Consider the following 16,359-nt stretch of genomic DNA (forward strand, 5'->3'; position numbering starts at 1 on the left):
GATCAGGTAAATCGACTTTGAATCCTACAAACATGCCGAATCAGATTGATTTTCAAAAAGTTGCACTCGAAACCCTAAGCATCGAAGAGCATGCTTTAGAAGTCCTAGCATCACAAATTGATGAACGCTTTAGCCAAGCCTGTGAAATTATTTTACAGTGTAAAGGGCGTTTAGTGATCACGGGAATGGGTAAGTCAGGTCATATTGGACGCAAAATGGCTGCGACTTTTGCCTCGACAGGAACACCATCCTTCTTTATGCATCCCGGTGAAGCAGGGCATGGCGACTTGGGTATGTTGGTCAAAGGGGATGTGTTGATTGCGATTTCCTACTCAGGAAAAAGCGATGAAATCATGATGTTGATGCCACTCATCAAACATGTAGGTGTGCCTTTAATTACCATTAGTGGTCATGACAAAGGGCCAATGCCACAAAATGCAGATGTGGCTTTGACTTTGGGGGACATTCAAGAAGCCTGTCCACTCGGTCTTGCACCGACTTCAAGTACCACTGCAACTTTAGCTTTAGGTGATGCACTTGCAGTTGCGCTATTAGAAGCGCGTGGTTTTACTTCGGATGATTTTGCTCGATCTCATCCTGCGGGAGCATTGGGTAAACGTTTGTTATTGCATGTCAAACATTTAATGCATACAGGTGAAGAACTGCCAAAAGTATCACCAGATACCCCAATGAACAAAGTATTGTATGAAATTTCCAATAAGCGTTTAGGTTTAACCACCATCGTCGATGAAAAAGATACTTTACTCGGGATTTTTACTGATGGTGATTTACGCCGTTTGATCGATAAACAGCAAGGCTTTGATGTGAATTTGGCGGTGTCAGAAGTGATGATTCAACATCCATCTACCATTTCACAAGAAGCACGTGCAGTTGAAGCTTTAGAAAAGATGAATGAAAAGAAAATTAACCAATTTATTGTGGTTGATGATGCCAATAAAGTTATCGGTGTAATCAGTATGCATGACTTAATCCAAGCAGGAGTAAACTAAACCATGGCTTCTTATGTTTTATTAGAACAAGCGCGCCATATTGAAGCTTTGGTTTTAGATGTAGATGGTATCTTAAGTGATGGTTTTGTAACTTTGACCAATACAGGCGACGAAATCAAATCTTTTGATATTCGTGATGGTTTGGGTATGAAATTGGTACAGCAAGCAGGCATTAAAGTCATCATTATTACGGGGCGTAAAAGCAATATTGTTGAAAAACGTATGTCTGACTTAGGTGTAGACTTAGTTTATCAAGGACGTGAAGACAAAGGTGTTGCTTTACGTCAAGCCTGTGCACAGCTTAATATTGATCCAGAAGATTGTTTATATATGGGCGATGATTGGCCTGATCTTTCAGCTTTTGCCATTGCAGGGATGAAAGTCACTGTACCGAATGGGCATGTGGAAGTGCGCCGCCGTGCAGACCTTGTAACACAAGCGATGGGTGGACGTGGTGCGGTACGAGAAGTGTGTGATATGTTACTGATGTCAAAAGGTGTTTACCAAGAACTCCTTGAAAAATTCATTGCAATCCCACATTAATATGGTGCAGTCCTGTATTTAAATTCAGTATGTTGATGAGTATTTATGGATACTAAAGCGTTGTATGTCACCGCAGTGCTGATCGCAGCAGTGAGTGGTGGTTATTACTATTACAGTGGTAAAGGTCAAAAATTGGATGCAGACTCTGCCCAAAATATGACTTATTCTGCTGAGGGTATTCATGTCGTACAAACCGATGAAAATGGTAATTTACATGTGCGTGCAACGGTTGATCATTTAGAGCAAGATTTGAAAAAAGATACTTCAAAATTGAGCAATTTAAATGCATCGATGTATGAAAATAATCAGGTAAATTCCACTTTTTATGCAAAGCAAGCCCACGGTTATGAAGATAACCAAAAAGTTGTTTTGACAGGTGAAGTCAAAGCGACAAAAATAGGTGAACAAGGACAATTGGTATTTTTAACTGATGAATTAACGGCTTATCCGAAAAAACGTATGTTAGAAACCGAGAAACAAGTGACTGTCACCGCACCTAATGCATCATTTATCAGCCAAGGTTTAAACGCAAATTTAACCACAGGTGAATACGAGTTTTCACATATTCGAGGAAAGTATGTACCTAACTAAATTTTTATCCCAACCACAAACTTTCCTAAAACAATCTTTGTGGCTTGCAGGTTTAATCTGTGTTTCTGCAACTTCATTTGCATTACCATCTGACCGTAATCAGCCGATTTCATTAGTTGCCGACAAAGCAACGTATAATGAGCGTACAGGCGTGACCACGTATTCGGGCAATGTCATTATTGAGCAAGGAACAATGAAGTTACAAGCGGCTTCAATTGTAGCTCAACTCAATAAAGACAAACAAATCAGTACCATTACAGCAAATGGTTCACCTGCAAAATTTCAACAACAAGTGGATACAGCGAAAGGCATTGCACGTGGTGAAGCACAAAAAATTATTTACAATGCAGAAACAGGCTTGATCAATTTGATTGGTAATGCTTATCTTTATCAAGATGGTGCGAGTATTCGTAGTAGTACCTTGAAATACAGCATGAATAAAGGTGATATTGAAGCCAGTGGTAGTACAGGTGCTTCAGGCACCAAAGGTCGTGTACAAATTATTATTCCGCCAAATGCGAGTAAATCTTTCCCAGGGGTGCGTGATTAATGACAGAAGCATTAAACCAACCACAAACCTTATGTATCAAACACTTGGCGAAAGTGTATAGTAAACGTTGGGTGGTGAAAGATGTTTCATTTAGTATGCAAAGCGGTCAAATCGTTGGGCTGCTTGGACCAAATGGAGCGGGGAAGACCACAAGTTTCTATATGGTGGTCGGTTTGGTGCGTATGGATAAAGGTGAAATTCATTTAGATAATGAAGATATTTCAGACCTTGCTATGCATCAACGTGCGCGAAAAGGGATTGGTTATTTACCACAAGAAGCATCTATTTTCAGGAAATTGACCATTGCTGAAAATATCATGGCAATCTTGGAAACGCGTAAAGATTTAAACAAGCAACAACGTCAACAACGTCTGAAAGAATTATTGGAAGATTTTAAAATCACCCATATTAAAGATTCTTTAGGCATGAGTGTGTCGGGCGGTGAACGTCGTCGTGCTGAAATTGCCCGTGCTTTGGCAGCAGATCCGAAATTTATGTTGCTAGATGAACCGTTTGCAGGTGTCGATCCGATTTCAGTGGGTGATATTAAAGACATTATTCGTCAGCTTAAAGATCGAGGCATTGGCGTCTTGATTACTGATCACAATGTGCGTGAAACCTTAGCAATTTGTGAGCATGCTTATATTGTGAGTGAAGGTGCCGTGATTGCTGAAGGCACACCAGAAGCAGTGTTAGCAAATGAAACTGTGCGTGAAGTTTACCTCGGTGATGATTTTACCGTTTAATGATGATTTTCTCTATGTTGATTAAAGAGAGCATACGCTCTCTTTTTTATTTTTTGTATTAAAATTCTTAGGTGGTGTTTCAAAAAGTATGCTGAAACAAAGCAGGTTGAATTTTGATAAAATAGAGAAATGCGAATAACTCTAGAAATCAAATGTCCAACCTGCCTCAGTGACAGTATAAAGAAAAATGGCATCAAAGTAGATGGGAAACAAAACTATCAGTGCAAAGACTGTAAACGTCAGTTTATTGGTGACCATGCTCTGAGCTATCTAGGATGTCATTCAGGCATTACTCGAAAAATATTACAGTTGATGGTCAGAGGTAGTGGTATACGAGATATCGCTGAAGTTGAGCGAATCAGTATCGGTAAAGTTTTACGTACTTTAACCGAATCGACCTACCAAATTCAGCCTAAACAAAGTCATTATGAGTCTCTTGAAGTTGATGAGTTTTGGACTTTTGTGGGAAATAAAAATAATAAACAATGGCTTATTTACGCCTACCATCGAGAAACAGGTGAGATTGTTGCTTATGTTTGGGGTAAAAGAGACTTAGCTACAGTTCAACGATTGAAGGCAAAGCTTAAACAATTAGGTATTCACTACACCCGAATTGCAAGTGATCATTGGGACAGTTTCATAACTGCTTTTAAAAACTGCAAGCAAAGTATTGGTAAATTTTTTACTGTAGGTATTGAAGGTAATAATTGCAAAATAAGGCATCGAATTAGGCGCGGTTTTAGAAGGAGTTGTAATTTTTCAAAAAAGATTGAAAACCATTTTAAAGCTTTCGACTTAACCTTTTTTTACATCAATAATGGCTTCATTTAATGTCAGCATACTTTTTGAAACACCACCAAATTCTTATACATACAACAGATTGCAGTATTCAAAATAAAATAGGTTATACTGCCTATTGATTGAGGATTTAACATTTTAGATTTATGCCATTTACCCTTGTAACTGAAGTTTTTTTTGAAGAAGACATTAAAAAAAGTCGTTTTCAAGCCATTGCTGCCCCTGTTGAAAATGAGCAAGCAGTAAAAGACTTTTTAGAAAAACATTTAGATGGATCGACAACACATCAATGTTGGGCATGGAAAATTGGACATCATGTACGATTTAATGATGATGGTGAGCCATCTGGAACAGCAGGTCGCCCGATTTTAGCCACCATTGAAGGTAATGAGCTGACCAATACCATTGTGCTTGTTAATCGTTGGTATGGTGGCATTAAACTAGGTACGGGCGGTTTGGTGCGTGCATATGGTGGCTGTGCAGGGCAATGTTTAGTTTTGGCAGAAAAGGTTGAGCTCATTGAAAAAAAAGATGTGCGTTTTCAATGTCTATTTAATGAATGGTCTATTTTTCAATATGAGCTGAATCAACACAATATCGAATTTACTGAACAATACCATGCGGAAGGCGTTGAAATAGCAGCGCGTTTGCAACTACATCAAATCACACTTCTGGCTGATAAAATTCAGCATGTCACGCGTGGGCGAGAAACTTTAAAAGTCATGGATAGTGAAAATGACTGAAGAACGTTTATTAAAATATCGAGAACAACATAAGCATCGTTTGAACTATATGCCTTGGTTGTATTATTCCCTTAAGCCTAAAAATTGTGTGTGGGCAGAACAGTGGCAACAAGACTATCAGCAATATTTAATGGACATGGAAACCATTGAAATTGGTAAAAATTGTTTTATTTCACCCTTGGCACATATTTTTGCTGAACCGGGGCGGAATATAAAAATTGGCGATAATACTTTTATTGCAGCAGATTGTACTTTGCATGGTCCACTAGACATTGGTAATGAAGTTGCGATTAATCATCATTGTATTTTAGATGGTGGACGTGTCGGGATCAAACTACATGATCAAGTACGGATCGCAGCATATTGTCATTTATATGCTTTTGATCATGGGATGGATTTAAATAGTCCTATTTATCAACAGGCTGTCACCTCAAAAGGGATTGAAATTGGCAAGGATGTTTGGCTAGGTGCGCATGTTGGCATCAAAGATGGCATTTCGATTGGTGATCATGCTGTCGTGGGAATGAACAGCATGGTGACTAAGAATATTGCAGAAAGAGAAATTGTGGTGGGTAACCCTGCACGTTTTATCCGATATCGTGATTAGGTGAACATTCTGTAAAAATTCCTGCTGTTTTGATGAAATTAATTACATGATCATGCCCAAAGCATAAAAAAGTTATGTTACTTTTATAGATAAGAAAGAGACCTAGGGCTGTCATGCCAAAGAGAGGCGACTATGAAACGTGTGATTGCATGTATTGATTCTTCACCATGTATTAATGCATTGGCAGAGGCTGCGGCATGGATTGCCCAAAAAACTCAACGAGAGTTGGTGCTTTTGCAAGTGCTTGATTATTATCCTGCGAGCTATCACTTGGGTGAAATTAGTGGTGTGATTGGTTTTGAAAGTAATGCGATGTTACTGAAGGAACTTGCTGAATTAGAACAAAAACAAAGTGAATTGGCGCTTGATTATAGTAATAATCTCTTAACGCATATTTCTGAAACGATTCAACAGCAGTATGGTATTACACCGACAAAAATCCAAGAAAAAGGTGATTTTCTTGAACAGAGTTTCGGGGTTTTACGTTCAGATGATTTTGTCGTCATTGGTCGCGTAGGTGAGCGTTCTGCAGAAAAACATAAAGCCATTGGAGGGAATGTTGAAAACTTTATTCGTGGTGCAAAGTGTACTGTTTTAACGGTAGGTGAAACCTTTAAAGCGCCAACACGCTTTATTTTTGCTTATGAATATTCTGAAACCTGTCAGAAAATGTTAGAACGTGTTGAACAAAGTGATTTACTGCGGCAACTACAATGTCATTTACTCTATGTGGGCGATCATCCTGAAATTTTAAATGAACCTGCAAATCGTTTAAAAGAAGCAGGTCTGGATGTGGTGATCGAGTATCGTTATGGTGATGTGGCGGAAAATATCTTAGATTATCAAAACCAACATCAGATCCAATTGATTGTATTAGGCGCATTTAGCCACAGTAAAATCCATCAATTCTTCTTAGGAAGTGTGACAACCACAATTTTTCGTAATGCCAATGTTCCGCTTTTGGTGGTGAAGTAAATCATGATTAGCTTAGACTTAAAAGATGGCATAATTTCGATGCAGCATGACATTCTTTATCTGACAAGATAACAATGAAGATTAAAATGCTTGCTTTTTTAATGGAACTTAAAAATATTTTAGGTTTAGGTTGAATCGAATAAAAATTAAACTTTTTTAAAAAGTTATTATTTTTTAAATATTTATATTCTTATAGGTGAGTTATCCACAAGTCTATGAACAACTTTAGTGGATAACTCATTTTAAATTAGATGCAAAATTTCAGTTTTGATCATCCTCTTGTAGAGATGATGTCATGATCAAAATGACCTATTTATTAAGATAAAAAACGATTACTTTACGATGGCGATTGCAAAACCATCATGTCCTTTGCTTCCTACTGTTTGTAGCGCAGTACAAGATAAAATTTTAGGGTGATTTTGCATGGCACGATACATTTCACGGATGCCTTCAATACTTGGTTTAATATTCTCAGGATCTAATATATCACCTGCACGAATTACATTATCTAATACAATAATCGTACCTGAGTGGGACAGATTTAAGCTGAGTTCTAAATATTCAGGATAACTTTGTTTGTCAGCATCGACAAAAATAAAGTCGAACGCTTCGGTATTTGCAGGCAAGGCTTTTAAAATATCAGCGGCACGTCCTACTTTAAGATCAATTGTTTGTGGCAATTTGGCATTGTCGATATTTTCTTGTGCTAAAGCAGCGTGCGTATCTCGACCTTCAATTGTTAAAATATAGCCATCTTCAGGGAGTGCACGTGCTAACCACATGGTGCTATATGCCGCAAAAGTTCCTAATTCTAAAACACGTTTACATTTGTTCATCTGAATCAACATTTGTAATAGCATGCCTTGATTTGGCGCAACGGCTAAATGATCGGGAAAGCCACGCTCATCGGTATGTTTTAAAGTTTGAGTGAGAATAGGATCTTCTGGAATTAAATGTGATTCGATATAAGTATCGATGTCTGACCACATTTGTTGCATATTGTTTCACCTGAATAAGATTGGCAAGTTTGAATGAGCTGCATTTTAAACTTTTGAGCGTAGAGTGCAATTCTCGTTGACCTTTTTTGTTCTAGATTTTGATTTTAGTTGAGGCAGACATAAAAAAGAGGCCTGTTGACCTCTTCATGATGTTTTTAAATCTAGAAATTACACATTGAACTGTTACGACTGTGGTCTGGTCCCCAAGTACGATAACCTTGAGTATCGATATGGATTTGACCTGATGCGTATAAGCCTAAGCCCATATTAAAATTTTGACCATACTGCGACCAAAATTGGCAGAGTTTAAATTTGGTATTTTCAATATAGGCATAATCTTGTGCTTGTGGGTAAGCAGGACCGACACGAAAATCAATGGCAGAGTTAAATAAATGACGAGAAGACCCAGCCCCACCTGCACATTGGTTTAGCGGTAAATCACGATAAACTGATGTTACCTCAAAGTCAGTTAAGATTTTTGAGGCAACTAAATACTTAAATACACGTAGTGTTGGAATTTGGTTTGCCCAGACTTCACGACTTGGAATCATATATTCGGAACGACCACATTTTTGCCAATCTCGTGCAGTTTTAAATAACTCAAAACTAGGAATGATATTACCGACATTATTTTGTTCTAAATAACGTTCATATTCGCGTGCACGAGCTTGGTTATCACCTTGCATGAGCCAATAGCGATAAGAAGCAGGCATGACCTTTTGAGCAGCAGTATGTTGAATTTCCACTTTTTCTTGTGGAATATAAATACGTTGACCCTGTGTAGGGGTTCCGATGGTCTGACCTTTTTGAGGGGTGGATGTACATCCGATCATCATCATTGGAACTATGCTGATGGCTAAGAAGCCCTTCAAAATATCTTTCATTCTATATGTGTACTTGTAAATTAACATCCTATTTTATTCTAATTTTTAGGAGAGAATCTGTATAAATTGCAAACAAATGTATGTTTTAAGTTGAGCGTATAAAAAAAGACCAGCTAAGCTGATCTTTTTATGCATTATTTTTCTAAATATTGCAGTTTGTCTGGTTTACCGTTCCAGTCTTCACGGTCTTCAGGCTGATCACCAATTTGTGTGATGTTCGGCCATTTTTGTGAGAGGTCTGCATTGAGTTCAATAAACACTTCTTGACCTTCTGGTAATTCATCTTCCGAGAAGATTGCATTTGCAGGGCATTCTGGTTCACATAATGCACAGTCAATACATTCATCGGGGTTAATCACGAGGAAGTTTGGACCTTCATAGAAGCAGTCTACAGGGCATACTTCTACGCAGTCTTGATATTTACACTTAATACAATTTTCAGTGACAACAAAGGTCATGGCGTCAGCTACCTAAAAATATGGTTCTAATTAATAATGGTGTATTTTAGGCAAAAAAGCGGGTAAGTAACAATTGCTTTTATTGATATTTGTTATATAAATGGCTGCTGAATTTACTATTAAACCAATAAGCTGTATTTTTTTTAACCGAAAACATGAAGTTTGCACCTAAAATGATTTGAATAGCAATTATTCAGAATAGTTTAGCTGAATTTGTTGGAAGTGAGTGAGAAGCTTTATGTCCCCATATATTGTTGTAACAAAAGTGGATTAGGGTAAATTGAGCGATCAGTTTTAAAAATAAAAAATTAAAGTATGAATGTGATCACATTTTTTTAGGCTTGGATATCGTATATATTCAGATTTTGATTAAGTATAAATAAATCCCAAAAGGTATATTGTTAAAATGAAAAAATATATTTTTATCCTTACATTGTTAAGTTTTTGCCAAACGCATGCTGAGGCGCTTGAACTTACTCAGCAAATGATAACTGATAGCTTTACATGTGTAGCAAATGAAAAAGATAGTGCAAATGTTTTAAACTCTTTAAATCAGCATAGACAAGAAATGACGGATCGTGAAGTAAAAAAACTCGATTTCCCTGAAAAATATGCAGTGCTGAGGCAGCCTATTCAGATTTTAGGCATTAAAACTCAATATTATTCAGTGAATAAGGTCGAGATAGATAAAAATAATAAATTTATGACGTTTAGTTTATATATTCCAAATCAAAATTCTCTTCAGTTGATTGAAACATTAGCAAAAAAATACAAAGCAGTGCCAGATCAAGAATCTCATCAAATGTTTAAAGAACAAGGCTTAAATATTCGTATGTATCATTTAAATGAAACACAAACAGGAAAATACAAACGCCAACTTACAATGAATAATGCATGGTTGCCAGATGAGCAGCATAATCCTTGGCCATTTGTTGAAATCTCATGTGCTTATATCCCTAAATAATAAAATAACCATAAAACCTTTTGAATGTGAATATTTGAAATTTTATTGATTATTCAAACATTTAAATTTAAAAAATATGAACTCAAAAGGTTAGTTTTTATTTAAAAATCATCAATCATTATCTTGATTAAAAATACAACAATGTTAAATTCTAGTGAGAAGCTTAGAAAAGTTTTCTTTTTGTTCAAAAAAATGACATGAGTTAATTCATATTTTCAATTAGTTAAAAGTATAAGTTTTTGTAATCAGCCATATTAAAATTTAAAACTGCAAAGGATTTGCAACATGATTCAAAATGACATTCAACGCGCCCGCCGTATGCATATTGCGGATATCCCAAGACGTAGTGCACAACGTTTTGGCGATAAAATAGCCCTTGTTGATCAAACGCAACAGATAAGCTTTAAAGAGTTTCATCAGCGTGTAGAGCAGATAGCGATGCATTTGCATCAGCAAGGTTTAAGCAAAGGCGATAAGCTCATGATTCTCTCGCATAATTGTTGGCAATTTCCAGCACTTTTATATGCGACAGCGCAACTTGGTGTAATCAGTGTTCCAATTAATTTTATGCTAAATGCCTTAGAAGTGAATTATTTATTGCAGCATTCACAACCTAAAATGGTGGTGGTCGAAGATGATTTATGTGCGGTGATGGAACAAGCTTTGCTTAACATTAATTTTAACTTACCGCAGCAAGTCGTGCTTGATCTCAATCAAGTAAAAGTTGCAGCACAATGGCAAAATTTCCATACATTGTTAAAGCCTACAGCGATTGTATTGCCTGAGGTGGAACTGCATGCCCATGAGCCGATCCGTATGATGTATACCAGTGGCACTGAATCTTTGCCAAAAGGAGTGTTGTTAAATAGTGAAGCGCTCTTGGCACAATATACCAGTTGTATGGTGGAAGGGCAGATGAGTTCGAATGATCGTGAAATTCATGCTTTTCCAATGTATCACTGTGCACAATTGGATGCTTTTTTTAATGTTGATTTAATTTTAGGGGCAACGAGTTATATTTTTCGACGTTTTGAGCCAGATGCGGTATTAGAAACCATCGCCAAAGAGAAAATTAGCAAATTATTTTGCCCGCCCACAGCTTGGATTGCCTTACTCAACTCTAAAAAATTTAATCCAAAAGAATTAGGTTCATTAAGTAAAGCGTATTATGGAGCATCGGCTATGCCTAAAGCGGTGATTGAAGAATTACTGCAAAAATTACCCCATATTCGCTTTTGGCAATTTTATGGGCAAACCGAAATGGCACCTGTAGCAACCGTTTTACACCCTGAAGATCATGTTGAATATGCAAACTCAGTGGGCAAACCTGCATTTAATGTAGAAACGCAAATTATGGCTGAAGATGGTAAAATTTTGCCGCAAGGCGAAGTTGGGGAAATTGTGCATCGCAGTGTGCATTTAACGCAAGGCTATGATCAAAATGATGAAAAGAATGCTGAAAGTTTTCAGCATGGTTGGTTCCATAGTGGCGATCTGGGTTATTTGAATGAACACGGTTATCTTTTTGTGGTAGACCGTATTAAAGATATGGTCAAATCAGGCGGTGAAAATGTTTCGACACGTGAGGTGGAAGAAATTATTTACCGTATGGCTGCTGTGAAAGAAGTTGCTGTATTTGGCACGCCACATCCGCGTTGGATTGAAGCTGTTACGGCGGTTGTCATTTTACATCCTGATCAACATTTGGATGAGAAAATGATTATGGAATTTTGTTCACAGCATTTATCTGCATATAAAATGCCAAAAGTAGTGCATTTTGCGGAAGCTTTACCAAAAAATGCCAGTGGTAAGATTTTAAAACGAGTATTAAAACAGCAGTATCAGCAAAGTGAAGTGAATGTGAGTTAAATGTGACATAACAGACCTATGAGGAATAGGTCTGTTAGTTTAGATGTAAATCTAGTCTTTTTTTAATAAATCTTTGAGGTGATATAACTGTGCCAATGCTTCACGTGGGGTCAAATTATCCACATCTAATACTGACAGTGCATCTAATGCAGGTGAAGATTTTTCAATTTCTACCACAGTTTCAATCACTTCAGGTGTGTTATCCATTTCAGTAAATAAATCATTTTGCACCGTATGATTAATCTGTTGCTGCTGTTGTTTTTCCAAAATTTTTAAGCGTTTTTGTGCTTCTTTAATCACGCTTTCTGGAATACCAGCCAGTTTGGCAACTTGTAAACCATGACTTTGACTCGCAGGGCCTTTTTGTACTTTGTGTAATAAAATCAAATTACCATTGAGTTCTTTGGCAGTGACATGATAATTGTCAATCGCATTTTCTTTGGCAAGTTCTGTCAGCTCAAAATAATGCGTAGCAAATAAGCACAAACATTTGATGCGTTTGGTCAAATCAAGTACACATGCCCAAGCCAAAGATAAACCATCGTAAGTACTCGTACCACGACCCACTTCATCCATAAGTACTAAAGATTGATTGGTGGCGTGATGCAAAATTTGGGATGTCTCGGTCATTTCTACCATAAAGGTTGATTTACCTGTCGATAAATCATCGGCAGAGCCAATACGGGTAAAAATACGATCAATCGGTCCAAGCTGTGCAGATTTTGCAGGAACAAAGCTACCACAATAAGCAAGCAAACTGATTAAAGCTGTTTGACGCATAAAGGTAGATTTACCACCCATGTTAGGACCTGTGATAATGGCCATGCGATGATTAAAATCAAGCATCGTATCGTTCGGCGTAAATGGGGTTTTACTTAAAGATTCCACCACCGGATGACGTCCTGCAATGATATTGACACCGACCTCAGGTAAGTATTCAGGGCGATTCCAATTGTTTAAACGTGCTTGATGGGCAAAATTGGTTAATAAATCAATCTGTGCAATCGCACTACTCATCATTTGTAAATTGCCAATATCTGCACGTAATTCTTCTAAGAGCATCTCAAACAGCATTTTTTCACGGGCTAGGGCACGAGACTCACTTGATAAGACTTTGTCTTCAAAAGATTTGAGTTCAGGTGTGATATAACGCTCTGCATTTTTTAAGGTTTGACGGCGAATATAATGTTCAGGCGCTTGATCTGCTTGGGCACGAGTGAGTTCTATGTAATAACCACTGACACGGTTATAGCCAATTTTTAAGGTATGAATACCTGTATTTTCACGTTCTTGAGCTTCTAAATCGATGAGAAATTGACCTGCATGATCTCGAATTTTACGCAGTTCATCGAGTTCGCTGTCAAAACCTTCGGCAATGACATTCCCATCACGTAATAAAACAGGTGGATTTTCCACAATGGCAGACATCAAGCGAGCATGTAAGCCATTAAAATCGCCGAGTTCTTGATTCAGTTCGCTCAGTAAAACACTGGTATTTTGTTGTGTTAAAATGGGTTGTAATGCATGTCTGAGCAATGGAATTTGCGCACATGCCTGACGTAGTTGCACCAAATCACGCGGGCGAGCGCTGCCCAAGGCAACACGGCTAAGTACACGTTCAATATCACTAATGTCTTTTAATACCAAACGGATCGGAGACTCATGATACCCTTTGAGCAAAATTTCAATCGCATCCAAACGTGCATCTAAAATTGCGCTATCACGCAGCGGTTGCATGAGCGTACGGCTGAGTAAACGTCCCCCCATTGCCGTTTCAGTGTCATTGATCAGTGAAAATAGCGATGTGCCATGTTCAAATAGGGGTTCAATAATTTCTAAATTACGTCGTGTTACAGGGTCAAGTGCAATAAAATCACTACTTTGCTCAAGTTTGATTGAACGAATATGGGGTAAAGCTGTTTTTTGGGTTTCTTTTGCATAGTGAATAAGTGATGCCGCTGCTGCTTTGGCTAAAGGTAAATGATCAATCCCAAAGCCCGATAAGGTCGAAACAGCAAATTGGTCACATAACGTTTTTTGTGCATTATTAAGATTAAAATCGACATTTGGACGTTTGGTGATTGGACAATCAATCTGTTTTTTGATTGACTCGATAATATGCGTGTCGACCAAGTCTTCATCAATTAAAATTTCACTTGGCATTAAACGTGCTAATTCTAAAGGTAAATTTTCAGGTTTATATTCTTGTTGTTGCACCTTAAAAATACCTGCACTCAAATCTAAGAGTGCAATCCCCATTTGGTTATGTTGAATACATAGTGCCAATAGATTTGAACTTTGGTGTGCGGTGAGTAATGCATCATCCGTGAGTGTACCTGGCGTGATAATGCGCACGACAGCACGTTCTACAGGGCCTTTTCCTGTCACTTCACCTACTTGTTCACAGATCACCACCGTTTCGCCTTTTTTGACTAAACGTGCGAGATAGCCTTCGGCAGCATGGTAGGGTACACCTGCCATTGGAATGGGCTCACCGTTGGCTTTACCACGATGAGTCAATGTGATGCCAAGAAGTTTAGTGGCTTTTTTTGCATCTTCAAAAAATAGTTCGTAGAAATCTCCCATTCGATAGAACATCAGTGAATGAGGATGTTGTCTTTTAACGGTGAGATATTGCTGCATCATCGGGGTGAAGCTAGAGAGGTCAGCCGTTAGTTCTACGCTATTCATGTTTATTAAAAACCTTAAATTTGAATAATAAATATGCTTAATATGCAAGTGTGGCTGTTAAACCATTTCAAACATCATATGTTAATTTAAATACAGGCAGAGACATTGCCTTCGTCTATTTTTACTTCATCATAGATCGGATGAATAGTAAGAGCTGCCTGATTTATTTCGTTGCTCATCTTAACAAATTCGGCTTGAATCACAAAAATGATTTCTGATTGACTTGTGGAAATAAGCAACAAGTGTGGTTGAGTAGAGTTGAACACATCACAACTTGCATTATTTTTTAGAAAAATAGCTTTTCATACTCATTATTATTGTGAATGAATTTTTTATATGCATGTTATAATTTATTTTTATATTTTGCTTCTATCCTTTAGATTCTGCTCCTATGTCCCGTTTGTCTCACTATCTGGCACAAAATCAATTTTGTGTACTGCTTGAATATCTGACGTCTACACAAGAAATATTGCCTGTTCCTCAGCAGTTGGCAGGTTTTCCTGTTTGTATGACATTGGCAGATCGAGTTCATTCTGATACGGATTTATCCCCTTTAGATGCTGCGAACTTATATGCAAAAGACATTGAAAAAGTTTTACATTTTGCAGGAAAAGGACGAGATATTAGCGATTTTGAAAATTTTCTAACAGCAGCGAAAAATAGTGGACAACACAACTTATTATTACTAACAGGGGATAAATTAAAACACCATAATTTTGGGGAGGGTCAACAGCCGAGAACGCGTTATTTAGAGTCAGTGAATGCGGTAATGGCCGCAAAAAAACAAGGTGGATTTCTTATTGGGGTGGCATTTAATCCTTTTAAATATGCTGAAGCAGAACAGGATGCGCAGTATTTTAAATTACGTAAAAAATTAACAGCTGGCGCAGATTTTATCATTACGCAATTGGGCTATGACATCGCAGCTTTACAGCAGGTAAAAAGTTTTTTAACTGAACAACATGATGCTCAAAAAATTTTAGCATGTGTTATGCCTTTAACTTTGGCTCGTGCTCATTTTATGGTGAAACATCAAGTTGCGGGCATCGTGATTACAACGCACATGTTGAAAGTATTACAAGAAGAAAAGACATTAGGGCTGACTGAGCCTGTATACCAACGCTGCGCTTTGCAAATTTTGCTATGTCAACATTTAGGTTTTGCAGGTGTACATTTGTCAGCCTGTCACCAAGCAGAAGAACAACTGCGTTTGCAGCGCTATATTGAGACCTACCGTGCACTTGATTTTGATGCGTGTTTGTCACTTTGGAATGATTTATGGCAGGTGCAAACAGGAAAAGAATTTCACCCAGAGTTGAGATCTTATTCATCCCCTATAAGCTCAGCACAGATTTTAAAATATCAGCATTTGTCCTTTATACATGATGCTTTTTTTGAATCAAAGATGGCAAAAGGTGTTGGACGTTTTATTTTTAAATCCCATTTTTGGGATCAAACACCTATGGCTCATGCTTTGTTAAAAACTGAATGGGTAAGTAAGCATGCTATTGTGGGCTGTGAAAGTTGTGGGCAATGCCGTTTGGGTGAAACCTTGTATATTTGTCCTGAAACTTGCCCTAAAGGTTTGGCAAATGGACCCTGTGGCGGGACAACGTTAGACCGTTGTGAGTTTGGTGATCGTGAATGTATCCATTCAGTGAAAGCTCGATTAGCCAAAGCAGTCAAACAAACTGAAATCTTAAAAACAGAATTAATCCCTACAGTTCCTTTACATATACGGGATAGTAGTTCTTGGAAAAATTGGTTTAGAGATATATAGGTTGCTTGCAATTGTGTGATTGGACGATGTGTTGTTGAGTGTTTGAGTGATGGCATGACAGCTTTAAAGTGGGATTGAAAAGAATAAAAGGAACATTTTCTTGAGTTCTTTTATGTATTGAATCGTAGCTTATTTTATCTCGAATGGACCAT

General features: G+C 37.6%; 16 protein-coding genes. 12 read left to right on the top strand and 4 right to left on the bottom strand.

Annotation, left to right across the window (positions count from 1 at the left end):
• Positions 1–32 precede the first annotated feature (32 nt).
• From G0028_RS08210 to G0028_RS08250, 9 genes are all read left to right on the top strand, one after another.
• A complete protein-coding gene (locus G0028_RS08210) occupies positions 33–1,010 on the top strand; it encodes a KpsF/GutQ family sugar-phosphate isomerase (RefSeq protein ID WP_130073788.1) in 978 nt (325 codons plus the stop codon).
• 3 nt (positions 1,011–1,013) lie between these two features.
• Positions 1,014–1,553, top strand: coding sequence for a KdsC family phosphatase (locus G0028_RS08215; protein WP_130073787.1), 540 nt, complete (start codon positions 1,014–1,016; stop codon positions 1,551–1,553).
• 45 nt (positions 1,554–1,598) lie between these two features.
• Complete coding sequence (gene lptC, locus G0028_RS08220; protein WP_130073786.1) at positions 1,599–2,144, top strand: LPS export ABC transporter periplasmic protein LptC; 546 nt, start codon at positions 1,599–1,601, stop codon at positions 2,142–2,144.
• Positions 2,131–2,694, top strand: a complete 564-nt coding sequence (lptA, locus tag G0028_RS08225) for a lipopolysaccharide transport periplasmic protein LptA (RefSeq protein ID WP_130073785.1) — start codon at positions 2,131–2,133, stop codon at positions 2,692–2,694. The genes lptC and lptA overlap by 14 nt, the downstream gene beginning before the upstream one ends.
• Positions 2,694–3,440, top strand: a complete 747-nt coding sequence (gene lptB / locus G0028_RS08230) for an LPS export ABC transporter ATP-binding protein (RefSeq protein ID WP_130073784.1) — start codon at positions 2,694–2,696, stop codon at positions 3,438–3,440. Before lptA ends, lptB begins: the two co-directional genes overlap by 1 nt.
• Positions 3,441–3,569: 129 nt before the next feature.
• On the top strand, positions 3,570–4,271 hold the full coding sequence (locus tag G0028_RS08235) for an IS1-like element ISPa14 family transposase (protein ID WP_015586042.1): 702 nt from the start codon (positions 3,570–3,572) through the stop codon (positions 4,269–4,271).
• A 113-nt stretch (positions 4,272–4,384) separates the two neighbouring features.
• The gene (locus G0028_RS08240; RefSeq protein ID WP_180045387.1) at positions 4,385–4,981 is read left to right on the top strand and encodes an IMPACT family protein; all 597 of its coding nucleotides are present in this window, start codon (positions 4,385–4,387) and stop codon (positions 4,979–4,981) included.
• Entirely contained in the window at positions 4,974–5,588 is a 615-nt protein-coding gene (locus tag G0028_RS08245) for an acyltransferase (protein ID WP_180045388.1), read from the top strand. The genes G0028_RS08240 and G0028_RS08245 overlap by 8 nt, the downstream gene beginning before the upstream one ends.
• 132 nt (positions 5,589–5,720) lie before the next feature.
• Positions 5,721–6,563 carry a universal stress protein gene (locus tag G0028_RS08250; RefSeq protein WP_180045389.1) on the top strand — a complete coding sequence of 281 codons (843 nt, stop codon included), beginning with the start codon at positions 5,721–5,723 and terminating at the stop codon, positions 6,561–6,563.
• A gap of 332 nt (positions 6,564–6,895) precedes the next feature.
• Here G0028_RS08250 and G0028_RS08255 read toward each other — a convergent pair whose 3' ends face one another.
• From G0028_RS08255 to fdxA, 3 genes are all read right to left on the bottom strand, one after another.
• A complete protein-coding gene (locus G0028_RS08255; protein WP_174492837.1) occupies positions 6,896–7,561 on the bottom strand; it encodes an O-methyltransferase in 666 nt (221 codons plus the stop codon).
• Between the two features lie 161 nt (positions 7,562–7,722).
• Positions 7,723–8,445: a D-Ala-D-Ala carboxypeptidase family metallohydrolase gene (locus G0028_RS08260; RefSeq protein WP_130073779.1), complete on the bottom strand. Its 723-nt coding sequence runs from the start codon at positions 8,443–8,445 to the stop codon at positions 7,723–7,725.
• Positions 8,446–8,579: 134 nt separating this feature from the next.
• Positions 8,580–8,903, bottom strand: a complete 324-nt coding sequence (gene fdxA, locus G0028_RS08265) for a ferredoxin FdxA (RefSeq protein WP_130073778.1) — start codon at positions 8,901–8,903, stop codon at positions 8,580–8,582.
• A 406-nt stretch (positions 8,904–9,309) separates the two neighbouring features.
• Here fdxA and G0028_RS08270 point away from each other — a divergent pair, with 406 nt between their 5' ends.
• Together G0028_RS08270 and G0028_RS08275 are read left to right on the top strand one after the other, a co-directional pair.
• On the top strand, positions 9,310–9,867 hold the full coding sequence (locus tag G0028_RS08270; protein WP_180045390.1) for a hypothetical protein: 558 nt from the start codon (positions 9,310–9,312) through the stop codon (positions 9,865–9,867).
• Between the two features lie 285 nt (positions 9,868–10,152).
• Positions 10,153–11,736 (top strand): fatty acyl-CoA synthetase, encoded by a 1,584-nt coding sequence (locus G0028_RS08275; protein ID WP_180045391.1) that lies wholly within the window; start codon positions 10,153–10,155, stop codon positions 11,734–11,736.
• A 51-nt stretch (positions 11,737–11,787) separates the two neighbouring features.
• On the opposite strand, the gene mutS is transcribed toward G0028_RS08275, so the two are convergent.
• Positions 11,788–14,427: a DNA mismatch repair protein MutS gene (mutS, locus tag G0028_RS08280; protein ID WP_180045392.1), complete on the bottom strand. Its 2,640-nt coding sequence runs from the start codon at positions 14,425–14,427 to the stop codon at positions 11,788–11,790.
• A 391-nt stretch (positions 14,428–14,818) separates the two neighbouring features.
• Between mutS and G0028_RS08285 the strand changes: the two genes are divergently transcribed.
• The gene (locus G0028_RS08285) at positions 14,819–16,207 is read left to right on the top strand and encodes a methylenetetrahydrofolate reductase C-terminal domain-containing protein (protein ID WP_180045393.1); all 1,389 of its coding nucleotides are present in this window, start codon (positions 14,819–14,821) and stop codon (positions 16,205–16,207) included.
• The last annotated feature ends 152 nt before the right edge of the window (positions 16,208–16,359 follow it).

This window comes from Acinetobacter piscicola, from assembly GCF_015218165.1.
Classification (GTDB): Bacteria; Pseudomonadota; Gammaproteobacteria; order Pseudomonadales; family Moraxellaceae; genus Acinetobacter; species Acinetobacter piscicola_A.